General features: G+C 67.7%; 12 protein-coding genes. 8 read left to right on the top strand and 4 right to left on the bottom strand.

All coding sequences use genetic code 11. The features are described from left to right. Nucleotides 1-101: 101 nt before the first annotated feature. Nucleotides 102-953: a PEP-CTERM sorting domain-containing protein gene (locus H5407_RS11770; protein ID WP_183104640.1), complete on the bottom strand. Its 852-nt coding sequence runs from the start codon at nt 951-953 to the stop codon at nt 102-104. Nucleotides 954-1,145: 192 nt separating this feature from the next. Here H5407_RS11770 and H5407_RS11765 point away from each other — a divergent pair, with 192 nt between their 5' ends. From H5407_RS11765 to glk, 8 genes are all read left to right on the top strand, one after another. Next, complete coding sequence (locus H5407_RS11765; protein WP_183104639.1) at nt 1,146-1,847, top strand: response regulator transcription factor; 702 nt, start codon at nt 1,146-1,148, stop codon at nt 1,845-1,847. Between the two features lie 18 nt (nt 1,848-1,865). After that, complete coding sequence (locus tag H5407_RS11760; protein WP_183104638.1) at nt 1,866-3,338, top strand: sensor histidine kinase; 1,473 nt, start codon at nt 1,866-1,868, stop codon at nt 3,336-3,338. Nucleotides 3,339-3,599: 261 nt separating this feature from the next. After that, nucleotides 3,600-4,778, top strand: coding sequence for a carbohydrate porin (locus tag H5407_RS11755; protein WP_183104637.1), 1,179 nt, complete (start codon nt 3,600-3,602; stop codon nt 4,776-4,778). A 74-nt stretch (nt 4,779-4,852) separates the two neighbouring features. Next, the gene (locus tag H5407_RS11750) at nt 4,853-6,106 is read left to right on the top strand and encodes an ABC transporter substrate-binding protein (RefSeq protein WP_183104692.1); all 1,254 of its coding nucleotides are present in this window, start codon (nt 4,853-4,855) and stop codon (nt 6,104-6,106) included. Between the two features lie 202 nt (nt 6,107-6,308). After that, a complete protein-coding gene (locus H5407_RS11745) occupies nt 6,309-7,190 on the top strand; it encodes a carbohydrate ABC transporter permease (protein ID WP_183104636.1) in 882 nt (293 codons plus the stop codon). Continuing rightward, nucleotides 7,187-8,062 (top strand): carbohydrate ABC transporter permease, encoded by an 876-nt coding sequence (locus H5407_RS11740; RefSeq protein ID WP_183104635.1) that lies wholly within the window; start codon nt 7,187-7,189, stop codon nt 8,060-8,062. Before H5407_RS11745 ends, H5407_RS11740 begins: the two co-directional genes overlap by 4 nt. A gap of 4 nt (nt 8,063-8,066) precedes the next feature. Continuing rightward, entirely contained in the window at nt 8,067-9,131 is a 1,065-nt protein-coding gene (locus tag H5407_RS11735; RefSeq protein WP_183104634.1) for an ABC transporter ATP-binding protein, read from the top strand. Beyond that, nucleotides 9,128-10,099, top strand: coding sequence for a glucokinase (gene glk / locus H5407_RS11730; RefSeq protein ID WP_183104633.1), 972 nt, complete (start codon nt 9,128-9,130; stop codon nt 10,097-10,099). Before H5407_RS11735 ends, glk begins: the two co-directional genes overlap by 4 nt. A 19-nt stretch (nt 10,100-10,118) precedes the next feature. On the opposite strand, the gene H5407_RS11725 is transcribed toward glk, so the two are convergent. The 3 genes from H5407_RS11725 to H5407_RS11715 all read right to left on the bottom strand — a co-directional run bounded on the left by H5407_RS11725 (nt 10,119) and on the right by H5407_RS11715 (nt 15,633). After that, entirely contained in the window at nt 10,119-10,889 is a 771-nt protein-coding gene (locus H5407_RS11725) for an ABC transporter substrate-binding protein (protein ID WP_183104632.1), read from the bottom strand. A 262-nt stretch (nt 10,890-11,151) separates the two neighbouring features. Continuing rightward, entirely contained in the window at nt 11,152-14,391 is a 3,240-nt protein-coding gene (locus H5407_RS11720; RefSeq protein WP_183104631.1) for an efflux RND transporter permease subunit, read from the bottom strand. Between the two features lie 12 nt (nt 14,392-14,403). Then, nucleotides 14,404-15,633, bottom strand: coding sequence for an efflux RND transporter periplasmic adaptor subunit (locus H5407_RS11715; protein ID WP_183104630.1), 1,230 nt, complete (start codon nt 15,631-15,633; stop codon nt 14,404-14,406). Nucleotides 15,634-15,671: the final 38 nt, after the last annotated feature.

The raw sequence follows: 15,671 nt of genomic DNA, 5'->3' as shown, positions 1-15,671 counted from the left end.
GCCCGATGCCGCCGCCGGAGTTCCGCCGGCCAGGGCTGCTGCTCGCGACCAGCCCGCGGTGAACCAGTACGGGGGCCGAGGGAGCCTCCATGGGTGCCCGTTCAGGCTGGCTTGCGTCGGCGCGACGCCATGAAGCCGCCGAATCCCGCGGCGAACAGCAAGGGCGTGGCCGGTTCCGGCACCTGCGCGATCGTGATGTCGAACGAGGTATTCCCGGTGATCTTGCTTCCGACTTTCTCTGCAGTGAAGCTGCCCGTGTTCTCCAGGACGACCACATCAAAGCCAAGCACCGGGCTGGTCAGCTTGGAGGTGAAGGTCTTGCTGGCTTGATCCAGATCGATGGCCAGCTTCTCCGTGTGCTTCTTCCCCTTGTCGTCGGTGACGTCAATGTTCCCTCCCACCTTCAGCTTGCCGCCCCCCTTTTCCTTCTTGAGGTTGGAGGCGGTGGTCTGGGCCTTGGGCGTGACACCGTCGGTTTCGATCTCGAGTTCAAGATCAGCCGTGCTGTCGGTCTTCTCGGTCAGCTTCCCCTTGTCCTTGAAGTTCTTCCCGGCATTGGGCCCCTTCTTCCACTTGCCCTTGCTGTCGAGGTTCCATACCTTGTTCAGCACAGCATCGGTCGCCATGGCGGCCGCGTACTCGAAGGCCCAGTCCTCGCCGAGATAGCTGCCGGCGAGAACCCCGGTATAGCTGCCGGAGAAAACGCCCGGGGAGGTTTCAGACACCTCGTATCCGCCCTTGTAGTGCCATGCGGCACCGGGGGCAAACAGGCCGTCCCCGATCAGCTGCATCACGATGGTATCCAGGCTGGCATCGACGTGCAGCTGCTGTGCCACGACAAACTCCTCCTCGATGGGTATGGGCACGGCGGTGGACTTCACCGGCGCGGCCGGCGAGAGTCCCGCCGAAAGAAGACACGCAGACGCAACGAGCGCCATGGTTGCTGATTTCATGTTCAGTTCCTCCAGAGCTTGAGCAAGCCCCCGCCCGTCCGCCGGGCCAGGGCTCCGGGATCTTGGTCCGGCATCACACCCCCCGCAGCTGCGAACTCTGGGAGCTTGCACGGCGCCCGGAGCGCCCAGTCTTCCCGAAACCGCAGGAAACTCCTGTCACCTCCGATCTGAACGGCTGTTAAGCTCCCGTTCATGAACCTGCTGCTTGCCGAAGACGATCCCCTGCTCGCCGACGCCCTGTGTGCCCAGATGCGCCGCAGCGGCTTCGCCGTGGAGCACGCCCCCAATGGCGCGGTCGCCGAGTACCTGCTGGTCAAGCAGCCCTTTGATGTCGCGGTGCTGGACCTGGGCCTGCCCATGGTGGACGGGCTCACCGTGCTCAAGCATGTGCGCGTGGCCAAGCCCGCGCTGCCGGTGCTGATCCTCACCGCCCTGGACAGCCTGGAGGACCGCGTGGCCGGCCTCAACGCCGGCGCTGACGACTACCTCACCAAGCCCTTCGACTTCCCCGAGCTGGAAGCCCGCCTACGTGCCTTGCTGCGCCGCAGTCGCACGGGGGCCCAGGCCCCGCGCGCCGAGGTGGCCGGGCTGAGCCTGGACCAGGACGCCCGCCGGGCACTGATCCACGGCGAGCCCATCGACCTCAGCCCGCGCGAGTGGATGCTGCTGGACCTGCTCATGTCCAACAGGGACCGCGTGGTCACCAAGGAACAGATCAACCAGACCTGGGCCTCGGCCGACGGCGGCGGCAATGATCCGCAAGGCAGCGCCACCAATGCGGTGGAGGTCTACATCCACCGCCTGCGCCGCAAGCTCGAAGGCGCCGGCGTGGCCATCCGCACGGTGCGCGGCCTGGGCTATCTGCTGGAGGCCGAGACCTCCGCCAGCGCCTAGGCCAGGGCAGGCAGGCGCATGCTGCACCGCGTCCTGCGCTGGTTCGGTGCCGGCACCTCGCTGCGCCGGCAGCTGCTGCTGTGGCTGCTGCTGCCCCAACTGGTGCTGTGGCTGGGTGGGGCGCTCTTCACCTTCAAGCTGGCCGAGCGCTATGCCAACCAGGCCGTGGACGCCAGCCTCTCGCAGGCCAGCCGGGCGCTCGCGCGGCAGGTCAAGCCCATGGGCACCGGTCTGCTGATCGACTTTCCCCGCGCCGCCCAGGATGTGCTGGAGGCCGATCCGGCGGACAAGCTGCTCTACACCGTCAGCTCTCCCCCCGGCGAATTCATCCTGGGCAACCGCCAGCTGCCCCTACCCCTGCCCCAGTCCGTGCCCGAGCATCCGCGCCTGGGCGAGCCCTACTACTACGACAGCCAGGTCGCCCATCCGCAGTCCGGCAGCACGGACCGTCTGCGCGTGGCCGCCCTGTACCTGCACTACGGTGACGCCGACGGGGAGGACAAGGGCCGCACCATGCTGGTCCAGGTTGCGCGGTCCAGTGCCAACCGCGAGGAGCTCGCCCGACGCCTGCTGACCGACATGGTCCTGCCCCTGTCCCTGCTGATGGTGCTGATGACCATGATCGTGGCCGCGGGCATTCGCGCCGGCCTGGCGCCCATCGCGCGCCTGCGCAGCCTGGTCGAGGGGCGCAAGCCCAATGACCTGCGCCCCATCGAGCTGCATGTGGCACCGCAGGAGCTGCGCAGCCTGGCCCATGCCATCAATGAGCTGCTGGAAGCGGTGCAGAGCAATGTGCAGGCCCAGCGCCGCTTCATCAGCGACGCCGCCCACCAGCTGCGCACGCCCCTGGCCGGCCTCAAGAGCCAGACCGAGCTGGCGCTCAAGGAAGCCGCCGAACTGCCTGGCGAGCCCGCGCTGCGAGAGCGCCTGCAGCGCGTGCATGAGAGCGCCAGCCGCAGCGCCCACCTGGTCAACCAGCTGCTGACCCTGGCTCGCACGGAGCCGGAGTCGCAAGGGGCGCAGTCCCGCGTGAAGCTGGACCTGGCCCGCCTCGCGCGCGAGGTCACGGCCGAGTTGGTGCCCCGCGCGCTGCAGGCGGGCGTGGACCTGGGCTTCGAGGCCGCGGATGACAGTGACGGCGCCACGCCCCTGTGGGTGCACGGCGTGCCCCTGCTGCTGAAGGAGGCGCTGGTCAACGTGGTCGACAACGCCCTGCGCTATGCCGGCCGCGGCGCCACGGTCACCGTGCAGGCCGGCTCGGCGAATGAGCATGTCTGCCTCAGCATCCGCGACAACGGGCCCGGCGTCCCCGCCGGCAGCGAAGGCCGGCTCTTCGAGCGCTTCTACCGTGGCACGCTGGGCGGCAATGGTTGCGGCCTGGGTCTTGCCATCGTCAAGGAAATCGTGGAACGCCACGGCGGCCGCGTCTGCGCCGCTCCAGTGCAGCCGCATGGGCTGCAGCTGGACCTGATCTTCCCGCTGGCGCATTGAGGCCTGGCAGGGTCCTCCTTGCCTTGTGCAAGGCCCGCCCTCACCAGAAGGCCAGGCCACGCCGCTTAGGGGTCCCTGCGCCACTCCACAAGCCTCATCCCCTGCACCAACCGAGAGCCAGATGCACCCTAATGGTAATCACCAATAAACGTACATGAACGAAACATTAACATTAACGTCGCATGCACAGAACATAAACGCTTCATGAACGCTGGCGACCGGACGCTGGCGCTCAGGAGCCCCACGACGGAGACAATGCAAATGAAGTTCCCCCCGCAAGCGCTGACGCGCCTGACCCTCCTGCTGAGCCTTGGCTGCGCTGCTGCCAGCGCTCAGGCGCTGGACTGGACCGGCTACTTCCGTGCCGGCCCCGGCCTCACCTCCAACAATGCCTCCCGCGCCTGCTACGCCCTGAACGGCGGCAGCGCCGGCATCAAGTACCGCCTGGGCAACGAGTGCGACTTCTACGGCGAATTCCAGCTGAGCCAGGGCTTCCAGAAAGATGGCGTGGACTACCGCGTCACCCTGATGACCAACCACTGGACCGGCGCCACCGACACCAACGGCAAGGGCCTGGCCATCGAGCAGATGTTTGCCGAGGCCAAGGGATTCGACGTCGCGCCCAATGCCACCTTCTGGATCGGCAAGGAGCGCGGCCGCCGCGGTGACGTGCACATCGTCGACACCTACTTCACCGAGATGGCCGGCGTCGGTGCCGGCGTCAAGGGTCTGGATGGCGGCGCCGGCAAGCTGGGCGTGGCCTTCTACAAGACCGAGGCCAGCGCCGTGAAGCCCGGCCATCGCGCCAACGTCGAGTGGGTGGACATCGCCGCCAATGATGATGGCAAGCTGAACGTCTTCCTCACGGCCACCAGGGGCAGCTTTGACGGCGGCACCTCGGGGCTGGGCGTCGCGCTGCGCCATGATCAGGCCAAACTCTTCGGCACGGGCTTGTCCAACACCCTGTGGCTGCAGTACGCCCAGGGCTCGGCCGGGCTGAACTCCAACTTCGGCGACCTCGGCGCCGGCTCCTCCGCCAAGAGCTACCGCCTGGTGGACTCCATCGGCTGGCAGGAAGGCGTCTTCGGCGGCCAGGCCATGCTGCTGCTGGCCAAGGAGACGGATGCGGCGGGCAAGAGCACCAAGACCCTGTCCATCGGTGCTCGCGCCTCCTATGGCATGAGCCGCAACTTCAAGCTGGTCAGCGAGGTGGGCGTGTCGCAGTACAAGCCGGACGGCGGCGCCAAGGCCCGCCTGACCAAGTTCACGATTGCGCCGACGCTGTCCATCGCCAATGACTTCTGGAGCCGCCCCGAGTTCCGCCTCTACCTGACGCACGCCCGCTGGAACGAGGCCGCCGGCAACGTCACCGGCCAGGCCGCCTTCGCGGACAAGACCTCCGGCACCAGTGCCGGCGCCCAGGTGGAATGGTGGTTCTGAGTCGTCCATGAACGACAGATGAACGCACAATCACGCTCAACGCACAAAAGAATCTGGAGACAAGCATGCAAAGCATGAACAAGGGCGTCCTGCGCCCCCTGGCCCTGGCCCTGATCACGGCCTGCGCGGTCACCTCGGCCCAGGCCGGCGAAGTGGAAGTCCTGCACTGGTGGACCAGCGGCGGCGAGGCCAAGGCCGCCGTTGCACTGAAGGGCACGCTGCAGGCCAAGGGCCACAGCTGGAAGGACTTCGCCGTGGCCGGCGGCGGCGGCGATTCCGCCATGACGGTGCTGAAGTCCCGCGTGGTTTCGGGCAACGCCCCGGCGGCAGCGCAGATCAAGGGCCCTTCACTGCAGGAATGGGCGCAGGAGGGCGTGCTGGCCAATATGGACGATCTGGCCCGGGCCGAGAAGTGGGACGAGAGCCTGCCCAAGGTCGTCAGCGACATCATGAAGTACCAGGGCCACTACATCGCCGCGCCCGTGAACGTGCACCGCGTGAACTGGCTGTGGGTGAACCCCGAGGCCCTGAAGAAGGCCGGCGCCAAGGCCCCGACCACCTGGGACGAGTTCTTCGTAGCGGCCGACGCCCTGAAGAAGGCCGGCATCGTGCCGTTGGCCCATGGCGGCCAGAACTGGCAGGACTTCACCAGCTTCGAGGCCGTGGCCCTCGGCCTGGGCGGCGTGGACTTCTATCGCAAGGCCCTGGTCCAGCTGGACCCGGCCACACTGAAGAGCCCTGCCATGGAGAAGGTCCTGAGCACTTTCCGCCGCCTCAAGGACTACACCGACCGCAATGCCCCCGGCCGCGACTGGAACCTGGCCACCGCCATGGTGATCAAGGGCGAGGCCGGCATGCAGATCATGGGCGACTGGGCCAAGGGCGAATTCGTGGCCGCAGGCAAGACCGCCGGCAAGGACTTCCTGTGCCTGCCGGCGCCGGGCACCGCCAAGGCCTTCACCTTCAACATCGACTCCTTTGCCTTCTTCAAGCTAAAGAACGAGGCCAACCAGAAGGCGCAGCGCGACCTGGCCTCGGCCATCATGTCGCCGGACTTCCAGGAACTGTTCAACCTGAACAAGGGCTCCATCCCGGTCCGGATGAACATGAAGATGGACAAGTTCGACGATTGCGCCCGCGCCTCGTCCAAGGACTTCGCCGACAGCGCCAAGGCCTCCACCCTGGTGCCGTCCATCGCCCACGGCATGGCCGTGCCCTCGGCGGCTGAAGGCGCGATCAAGGACGTGGTCAGCCAGTTCTGGAACAGCGACAAGATGAGCACGGCCCAGGCCATGGACCGCCTCCTCGCCGCCGCCAAGCAGCGCTGAGCGTCACGGCAGGGACGTTCGCCACGGCGAGCGCCCTGCCCCTTCTTCCTCAAGGATCTCTTGTAGCTCGGGTGCCCCCTGTGGACCCTTGCCTGCACGCCTGCGCTCGTCCGCAGGCCGCCTCCAAGGCCCAGGATGGGCGCGGCGTGCAGGTCTTTTTGAGCCCTCGGCTGACTCCTTCGACGCCTTCCAAAGGCCTGCCATGAATGCCCCTCCCCGCAGCCCCTGGCTGCCCAAGCTGGTCCTGGCGCCCTCCTTCCTGCTGGCGCTGTTCTTCATCTACGGCCTGATGGCCTGGAACGGTGTGCTCTCGCTCACCGCCTCACGCCTGCTGCCCAACTACGAGTTCGTGGGCCTGGCGCAATACGCGCAGCTCTTCGAGTCCGAGCGCTGGACCCTGGCCCTGCGCAACCTGGCCGTCTTCGGCACGCTGTTCGTCGGCGGCGCCACCGTCATGGGCCTGCTGCTGGCCATCCTGCTGGACCAGCGCATCCGTGCCGAAGGCGTGCTGCGCACGGTCTACCTCTACCCCATGGCGCTGTCCTTCATCGTGACGGGCACGGCCTGGAAGTGGATCCTCAACCCCGGCCTGGGCCTGGAGCACCTGCTGCAGCAATGGGGCTTCGAGAACGCGCGCTTCGACTGGCTCGTGGACGCCGACATGGCGCTGTACTGCGTCGTCATCGCCGCCATCTGGCAGAGCTCGGGTTTCGTGATGGCGCTGTTCCTCGCGGGGTTGCGCGGCATCGACGACAGCATCATCAAGGCCGCGCAAGTCGATGGGGCCAGCCTGCCGCGCATCTACTGGCGCATCCTCATCCCCAGCCTGCGCCCGGTCTTCTTCTCGACGCTGATGGTGGTGAGCCACCTCGCGATCAAGAGCTTCGACCTGGTGATGGCACTCACCGCCGGCGGGCCCGGCTACGCGACGGACCTGCCCGCCACCTTCATGTACACCATGGCCTTCAGCCGCGGCCAGATCGGTCTCGGGGCCGCCAGCGCCACGGTGATGCTGGCCACCATCGCGGCCATCGTCGTGCCCTATCTCTACTCCGAACTGCGCCAACGCGGGAGGCACGCATGAGCTCCACCCTGACGGTCTCGCCACGCCTGAGCCTGGCGCGCCTGGCGCTCTTCGCGGCTCTGGGCCTGCTGGCCCTGTTCTACCTGACCCCGCTCTACGTGATGGTGAGCACCTCGCTCAAGAGCATGGAGGAACTGCGCCAGGGCAGCCTGCTGTCCATCCCCTCGGCGCCGGACCTGGGCGCCTGGGCCAAGGCCTGGTCCAGCGCCTGCACGGGCACGGACTGCAACGGCCTCAAGCCCTTCTTCATGAATTCGGTCGCCATGGTGGTGCCCGCGGTGATCATCTCCACGGCCCTGGGTGCCATCAACGGCTATGTGCTGACCAAGTGGCGCTTCCGCGGCAGCGAGCTGATCTTCGCCCTGATGCTCTTCGGCGTCTTCATGCCCATGCAGGTGGTCTTGCTGCCCATGAGCCAGGTGCTGGGGCAGCTGGGCCTGGCCAACTCACTGGCGGGCCTGGTGCTGGTGCACGTGCTGGCGGGCCTGCCCTCCACCACGCTGTTCTTCCGCAACTACTACGCGGGCCTGCCGGATGAGCTGGTGAAGGCCGCCATGCTCGATGGCGCGGGCTTCTGGCAGATCTTCTGGCGCATCGTGCTGCCGCTGTCCGGCCCCATCCTCGTGGTGACGCTGATCTGGCAGTTCACGGCCATCTGGAACGATTTCCTCTATGGCGTGGTGTTCTCCGGCGCCGACGCCAAGCCCATCACCGTGGGCCTCAACAACCTGGCCAACACCTCCAGTTCGGTCAAGGAATACAACGTGGACATGGCGGCGGCCCTTATCGCCGCCGCGCCCACCCTGCTGGTCTATGTGCTGGCGGGCAAGTACTTCGTGCGCGGTCTCACCGCCGGCGCCGTGAAAGGATGACACCATGGGTGCACTGAACCTCCAGCAGATTCGCAAGGGCTATGGCAGCGTCGAGATCCTCAAGGGCATCGATCTGGAGATCGATGCCGGTGAGTTCCTCATCCTCGTGGGCCCTTCGGGCTGCGGCAAATCCACCCTGCTGGCCATGATCGCCGGGCTGGAGCAGCCCACGACGGGCCGCATCCACATCGGCGAGCGCGACGTGACCGACCTGCCCTCCAAGGATCGCGACATCGCCATGGTCTTCCAGAGCTATGCGCTCTACCCGAACATGAACGTGGCCCAGAACATCGCCTTCGCGCTGGAGATGCGCGGCATGAAGCGCGTCGAGCGGGATGCCGCCGTGGCCCGCGTCGCGAAGATGCTGCAGATCGAGCACCTGCTGCAGCGCAAGCCCGGGCAGCTGTCCGGCGGCCAGCGCCAGCGCGTGGCCATGGGCCGGGCACTGGCGCGCGACCCTAAGCTCTTCCTCTTTGACGAGCCGCTGTCCAACCTCGATGCCAAGCTGCGCGTGGAGATGCGCGCCGAGATCAAGCTGCTGCATCAGCGCACCCGCACCACCACGGTCTACGTCACCCATGACCAGGTCGAGGCCATGACCCTGGGGGACCGCATCGCGGTAATGAAGGATGGCCAGGTCCAGCAGTTCGGCACGCCCGAGGACATCTACAGCCGCCCGGCCAATCGCTTCGTGGCCGAGTTCATTGGCTCGCCGACCATGAACTTCGTCGGCGCCCGCTTCGATGGCAGCCAGGCGCAGGCCGCGGGCCGGGCCCTGCCGCTGTCGGAGGCTCAGCGCCTCGCGCTGCAGCCCCTGTCTGGGCAGGATGTGCTGTACGGCCTGCGGCCTGAAGACGTCCGCCTGTCGAGCGAGGGCCTCCCTGGCCGCCTTCACATGATCGAGCCCACCGGGCCCGACACCTACGCCACAGTCGAGACAGCCGTGGGCCGCCTCACCAGCCGCGTGCCGGGAGCGCTGCATGCCCAGGTGGGCGACACGGTCCATCTGCAGTGGGCGCCCCAGGCCGTCCATCTGTTCCAGGGCCAGGATGAGAGGCGCATCGCATGACGCAGGACTCCCTCCGTGCCCGCCCACGACTCGTGGGCGACATCGGCGGCACCAATGCCCGCTTCGCCTGGCAGGCGCACGCACAGGCGCCCTTGGAGTGCGTGGAGACACTGCCCTGCCAGGACTACCCGCAGCTGCAGCAGGCGGTCGAGGCCTACCTGGACCGCATCAGGCGCGAGCGCCCCGCGCAGGCGGCCCTGGGCCTGGCCAATCCGGTCACGGGCGACTGGGTCCAGATGACCAACAACCACTGGGCCTTCTCCACCGAAGCGATGCGACAGGCCCTGGGCCTGCACAAGCTGGCCATCTACAACGATTTCTCCGCCCTGGCCCTGGCCCTGCCCACCCTGCGCAAGGACGAGCTGCTGCACCTGGGCGGCGGCCCGGCCTTGCCCGACGCGGCGCGCGCGCTGATCGGGCCGGGCACGGGGCTGGGCGTCTCGGGCCTGCTGCCCCAGCCCGGTGGCGGATGGCGGGCGCTGGAGAGCGAAGGCGGCCATGCCTCCCTGTGTGCCGCCTCCGAACGGGAGTGGCAGGTGCTGGGCCAGTTGCAGCGGCGCTTCGGCCATGCCTCGGCCGAGCGCGTGCTGTCGGGGCCCGGCCTGGTCTGGACCTACGAGGCCCTGTGCGCGCTGGATGGCGTGCCACCGCGCTTCGCCCAGCCTCCCGAACTGGCCGATGCCGCGCTGGCGCAGACCGATGCGTGGGGCGTGGAAGCATTGACCCTGTTCTTCGGCTTCTTGGGCGCCGTGGCAGGCAACCTGGCGCTGACCCTGGGAGCGCGTGGCGGTGTCTACCTGGGCGGCGGTGTGCTGCCGCGCATGGCTGAGGCGCTGCAGGCATCGGGCTTCATGGAGCGCTTCCTGGCCAAGGGCCGCATGCGGCCGCTGCTGCAGAGCATGCCGGTCTACCTGATCACGGCCCAGGAGTCGCCCGCCCTGCGAGGCATGGCCCTCGCCATGGCCTAGGCAGCCACGGTCTCGCCGCTCACAGCGGCGGCGCGTCGTTTGGCAGCCAGCGCTTGTAGATGGTGCGGAAGCTGCCGTCGCGCTTCATCTCGCGCAGCTTCTCGTTCCAAAGCTGGACCAGGCTGTCGGGCGTCTCGTGCGAGAAGGCGATGTAGCCCTCGGAGCTGGCATAGCTGTAGACGATCTCCAGGCTCTCCTCCGGGATGCCCGCCTGCGCCAGCGTCTGCGGCATGGAAAGCCGCTCGGTGGCGAAGAGCGTAGCCCGCCCGGCCAGCAGCATGCGGATGCCGGTCACCGGATCCGACACGGGGACCAGGTTCTTAAAGCCCATGGTGGCCAGCTGTTCCGAGGTGTACCAGTCCCTCACGACCAGCACGGACTCCGCCCGCTTGGCGTCCTCCATGGAGCGCAGGCGCAGGCCGCCACGAGCCGGTGCATAGAGCGAGCTGTAGAAGGTGACGATGGGGCCCACCCACTTGAACAGCTTCTCGCGGGCCGGCGTGCGCGCCATGGCGAAGAGGGCCACCCGGCCCGGCCCCTGCACCTCGCGCAGAGCGCGGGACCAGGGCATCAGCGTGATCTCGTCCTTGAGGCCAAGGCGGCGCTCGATCTCCTGCACGATCTCCACGGAGAGCCCCTTGACCACCCCATCCTGCTGGAAGTTGACGGGCGGGAAGTCCTCGGTGAGCAGGCGCAACGGCTCGCTGGCCGGCGGCGGCAGGCCCTGCGCCCATGCCCGCGGTACGCAGCCGAGGCTGCAGAGGGTCAGGGCGAGGACGAGGGCGCGCATGGTGTACAGAAGGCGTGGCTGGGACAGGCCGAAGACAGGCGGCGCGGATGATAGGCAAGTCTGCACCGCCTTGCATGGAGCTGACGACGACGTGATGACAAATATCCGTCCGCCGCGGCAACAGTGCACGGTTCGCACACGGGAGGGCACGCCGGTCGGCGGCTCATGAAAAAAGGCCGCGGGCAGTGCCTGCGGCCTGGAGGGTGACAGGCGGGGCAAAGAGCCCCGCCGATCCCGCGCTTACTTGACGCTCATAGCAGGTTCACTTGGCGGGCACGACGCCGGCATTGCCGCTCAGCACGGGGGCGTGCGGAGCTCCGGCCTCGGCCTGTGCCGCGGGTTTGCGCTTCTTGTCGCGAACCAGGTAGGAGTACAGCACCGGCACGACCACCAGGGTCAGCAGCGTGGAGGTGATCACCCCGCCGATGATGGCCCGGCCCATGGGCGCCTGCAGCTCGCTGCCTTCGTTGAGCGCCATGGCCATGGGCAGCATGCCGAAGATCATTGCCGCCGTGGTCATGATGATGGGGCGCATGCGGATCAGGCCGGCCTCCAGCAGGGCCTCGCTGACCGTGGCACCGGCCTTGCGCGCATGGTTGGCGAAGTCCACCAGCAGAATGGCGTTCTTGGTCACCAGGCCCATCAGCATCACCAGGCCGATCATGGAGAAGACGTTGAGCGTCGAGCCCCAGAACAGCAGGGCCAGCATCACCCCGATCAGGGCCAGAGGCAGCGAGGCCATGATGGCGATGGGCTGGATGAAGCTGCCGAACTGGCTGGCCAGCACGATGTAGATGAAGATCACCGCCAGGCCCATGGCCGAGAGCAAGCCCTTGAAGGCTTCGGCCTGCTGCTTGCCGGCGCCATCCACCTTGAAGCTGACGCCCGGGGGCAGCTGCATGTTCTTGACGATCTTCTGCACGTCGGCATTGACCTCACCCGCGCTGCGGCCCTTGACCGCGGCATACACCGCCTCGCGGCGCTGCAGGGACTCCCGGCGGATCACCTCGGGGTTGAACACCGGCTCGATGGTGGCCACCTGGTCCAGGCTGATGGGGCTGCCGTCCTTGGCAAAGGCCACAGGCAGCTTCTGCATCTGGTCGATGCGCTCCCGCTGCGACTGCGGCAGGCGCAGCAGCACCTCGACCTGGTTGCCGTCCGGCGTGGTCCAGTAGGTCGCGATCTCGCCGTTGACGTAGGCGCGCAGGGACGAGGCCAGCTGCGGGGCGGTGAGCCCCAGCTCGCGCACGGCCGATTCCTTCAGCCTGACGGCGAAGGCCGGGAGGCCGGGCTTGACAGTGGTGTCCACATCGACGGCGCCGGGCACCTTGCGGATGGCGGCGGCCAGCTCGTTGGCGGCCTTGGTCAGCTGCTCGGCGTCGTTGCCCAGCAGGTTGATCCACACGGGACGGTCAAAGCCCACCGACAGCTCGATGCCGGGGATGCGGGCGAGGTCCTCGCGCATGGCGTCCTCGATCTGCTTCTGCGTGCGCTTGCGCTCCTTGCGGTCGGTCAGCGCGATGTTCAACACGGCCTGATTGCGGCCGGTGGCCATGCCATCGCCAGAGGCGCCCACGACAGTGGACACGGTCTTGATCTCGGGATAGCCCTTGAGGATCTCCTCGACCTGGGCCACCTTGGCATCGCCGCGCTCCAGGCTGGTCGCCACGGGCATGCGCAGGCTCAGCTGGGTGAAGCCCTGGTCGGTCTGGGGAACGAACTCGCTGCCCACGAAACCCGCCAGCACGATGGCAATGACGAAGCTCATGAAGCCGCCCCACATCACCAGGCCGCGCGGGGTCAGGGTGGCGAAGCGCAGGCGGCGCTTCTGACTGCGGTCACGCTGGCCCTGCTCGTCAAAAGGGCGGCCATAGGCGGGCACCGGCGGCACGAAGACGCGGTAGCGGCGGCCGCTGAAGACCCAGCGGATCACGCGCTCATAAGTACCGTGCAGCACGTCCATGACGCGGTCGGTGCCGTTGATCAGATGGCGCAGGCCCCAGAACTTGCGCAGCCAGGTGCTGGGCGGGTCCTTCCAGATGCTGGACATCATCGGGTCCAGCGTGAAGCTCACGAACAGCGACACGAGCACGGCCACCGCCACGGTGATGCCGAAGGGATGGAAGAACTTGCCGATGATGCCGCCCATGAACGCCACGGGCACGAACACGGCGCAGATGGCGAAGGTCGTGGCCATCACAGCCACGCCGATCTCGTTGGTGCCATCGAAGGCCGCCTGGTGATGGTCCTTGCCCATGCCCACGTGGCGGACGATGTTCTCGCGCACCACGATGGCATCGTCAATCAGCAGGCCGATGCACAGCGACAGCGCCATCATCGTCATGAAGTTCAGTGTGAAGCCGAAGGCATGCACGGCCAGGAAGCTGGAGATCACCGCGATGGGCAGGGTCAGGCCGGTGATGATGGTCGAGCGCCAGCTGTGCAGGAACAGGAAGACGATGGCCACGGTCAGCAGCGCGCCCTCGATGAGGGTGTGGCGCAGGCCGTCCAGCGAGCCCTTGACCCAGTCGCTGTTGGCATTGATGAGGCGCAGCTCGACATCTTTGGGCAGAGTCTTGCGCAGCTCCTCCATCGCCTCCTTGACGGCTTCGCCGGTGGCGACCACGTTGGCGTCCTGCTGCTTGAAGACGCTGAAGGTGACGGCGGGCTTGCCGTTGATGCGGGCGATGGTGGTGGCCTCGCGCTCACGCTCGACCAGCGTCCCCAGGTCGCCCAGGGTGAGCACCAGGTTGCCGCGGCGGGCCACGACGATCTTGGCGAACTCCTTGGGGTCCTTGACGCGGCCTTCGACGCGCAGGATGGCGTCGCTGAGCTTGTCGGACAGCAGGCCCACGGGCTGGTCGGCATTGGCCTCGCGCAGGGCGGTGGCCACCTCGGCCGGCGTCACGCCGTAGGCACGCAGGCGCTGCGGGTCCAGGTCCACGCGCACCTCGCGGGAGACCATGCCGCCGATGTCCACCAGGGCCACGCCCTCCACGCGCGTCAGGCGCTTGGAGACGGTCAGCTCGGCCATCATCGAGAGCTCGCGCGCCGAGCGGGTCTCGCTCATCAGCGACATCACGACGACAGGCTGCTGATTGTCCCCCTGGAAGCGGGTGATGGTGGGGGCCTTCACGTCACGCGGGAAGCCGGCCTGCACCATGCCTACACGGTCGCGGATCTCCTGCATGCCGCGGTTCATGTCAGCGTTCAGGTTGAACATGACCCAGACCTGGCTGCGGCCTTCGTAGGCCCGCGAGCGGATGGTGTCCACACCGGAGATGGTGTTGAGCGATTCCTCCAGCGGACGCAGGATCTCGCGCTCGATGGCCTCGGGCGAGGCGCCGGGGTAGGCGACGTCGATCTGCGCGCCGGGGAAGGTGATGTCAGGCATGGGCTCGACGCCCAGCTTGGAATAGGCAAACAGGCCCATCACGCACAGGGCCACCATCACCATGGTCGCGAAGACCGGGTTCTGGATGGAGACGCGGGTCATCCACATGATGCGGTCTCCTTATTGCAGCGCGGGGGCGCTGGCGGCGGCACTGGCCACGCGCGGCGCGCGGCCGTCCACGATCTTGGCCGCGGCGCCATCGCGCAGATTGTCAAAGCGGGCGGCGAGCACCTGGTCCTCGGCCTTGAGTCCTTGCAGGATCTCGATGCGGCCTTCGCGGGCATCCCGGCGGCCGGTGGTCACCACGCGGCGGACCAGGGTGCCCTTCTCCAGCACCCAGACATGATCCTGGCCGGAGGCGTTGATCACGGCGGTGGCCGGCAGGGTCAGACGCTGGGCGTTGTCCGGCAGCTCAACGCGGGCGACGGCGTACTGGCCGGCGCGGAAGCGCTCCTCGGCATTGGCGATCTCCAGGGTCACGCCGATGCTGCGCGTGCCCGGTTCGGCCGCCGGCGCAATGCGCGAGATGCGGGCCTGCACGGGCTGCTCGTCACCCTCCACTTTCACGGCCACGGCCATGCCGGGCTTCAGGCGGGCGACCTCGTGTGTGCCGACCAGACCGGCCAACTCCAGCTTGCCCAGGTCCACGATGCTGAGCACCTGCTGCTCGGCGCTGAGCTTCTCGCCCGGCACGGCATGGCGCTTGGCCACGACGCCGCTGATGGGCGCCACCAGGGAGGCCAGGCGCAGGCTGCTCTGCGCCGTCTCGAACTGGGCCTTAGCGGCCAGCCACTGGCCGCGGGCGGATTCCATGCTGGCGCGGAAGTTGTCCAGCGCGGTGCTGGAGATGAAGGCCTTGGCGGCCAGATCCTCGTTGGCCTTGTAGCTGCGCTCAGCCTGCTGGAACTGGGCCTGCGCGGCCTCCAGGCTGGCGCGGCGCTCGGCCACGCGGTAGCGCAGCTCTTCGAGGTCCAGTTCGCCCAGGCTCTGGCCATTGCGGACGCGACTGCCCTCGGCCACGTGCAGGTTCAGCAGCACGCCGCTGGCCTTGCTGCGCACGACCACCGTGTTGGGCGCCACCAGGGGGCCGGAGAACTCGATGCTGCCGGGCATGGTGGCCATCTGGGGCTTGGTCACCTCGCGGGAGGCGAACTCCAGGGTGGCTTCCTTCTTCTTGTCGTCCTTGCCGTCCTTGGCCGCATCCTTGGCCGCATCCTTGGACGCCTGCTTGCTGGCCGAAGCCTTGCTGTCGGCCTTGCCGGCATAGACGGCAGCGCCAGCGCCTGCACTCAGGACGACGACGGCCGCCCCTCCCCACACCAGCCAGCGATTGCGCTTCTTCTTGTCCATGTGTCTCTCCATTGCTGCAGGGTTACCGCGAGTGTCGA

Source organism: Mitsuaria sp. WAJ17 (genome assembly GCF_014174515.1).
Classification (GTDB): domain Bacteria; phylum Pseudomonadota; class Gammaproteobacteria; order Burkholderiales; family Burkholderiaceae_C; genus Roseateles_B.
This window is presented reverse-complemented; position numbering and strand designations above follow the sequence as displayed.

Excerpts from the sequence above, each read along its gene's own strand:
- H5407_RS11745 (WP_183104636.1), top strand. The coding sequence starts at position 6,309 with ATGAATGCCCCTCCCCGCAGCCCCTGGCTGCCCAAGCTGGTCCTGGCG.
- H5407_RS11720 (WP_183104631.1), bottom strand. The coding sequence starts at position 14,391 with ATGTGGATGACCCGCGTCTCCATCCAGAACCCGGTCTTCGCGACCATG.
- H5407_RS11750 (WP_183104692.1), top strand. The coding sequence starts at position 4,853 with ATGAACAAGGGCGTCCTGCGCCCCCTGGCCCTGGCCCTGATCACGGCC.
- H5407_RS11755 (WP_183104637.1), top strand. The coding sequence starts at position 3,600 with ATGAAGTTCCCCCCGCAAGCGCTGACGCGCCTGACCCTCCTGCTGAGC.
- H5407_RS11740 (WP_183104635.1), top strand. The coding sequence starts at position 7,187 with ATGAGCTCCACCCTGACGGTCTCGCCACGCCTGAGCCTGGCGCGCCTG.
- H5407_RS11770 (WP_183104640.1), bottom strand. The coding sequence starts at position 953 with ATGAAATCAGCAACCATGGCGCTCGTTGCGTCTGCGTGTCTTCTTTCG.
- H5407_RS11760 (WP_183104638.1), top strand. The coding sequence starts at position 1,866 with ATGCTGCACCGCGTCCTGCGCTGGTTCGGTGCCGGCACCTCGCTGCGC.
- H5407_RS11725 (WP_183104632.1), bottom strand. The coding sequence starts at position 10,889 with ATGCGCGCCCTCGTCCTCGCCCTGACCCTCTGCAGCCTCGGCTGCGTA.
- H5407_RS11715 (WP_183104630.1), bottom strand. The coding sequence starts at position 15,633 with ATGGACAAGAAGAAGCGCAATCGCTGGCTGGTGTGGGGAGGGGCGGCC.
- H5407_RS11735 (WP_183104634.1), top strand. The coding sequence starts at position 8,067 with ATGGGTGCACTGAACCTCCAGCAGATTCGCAAGGGCTATGGCAGCGTC.
- H5407_RS11765 (WP_183104639.1), top strand. The coding sequence starts at position 1,146 with ATGAACCTGCTGCTTGCCGAAGACGATCCCCTGCTCGCCGACGCCCTG.
- glk (WP_183104633.1), top strand. The coding sequence starts at position 9,128 with ATGACGCAGGACTCCCTCCGTGCCCGCCCACGACTCGTGGGCGACATC.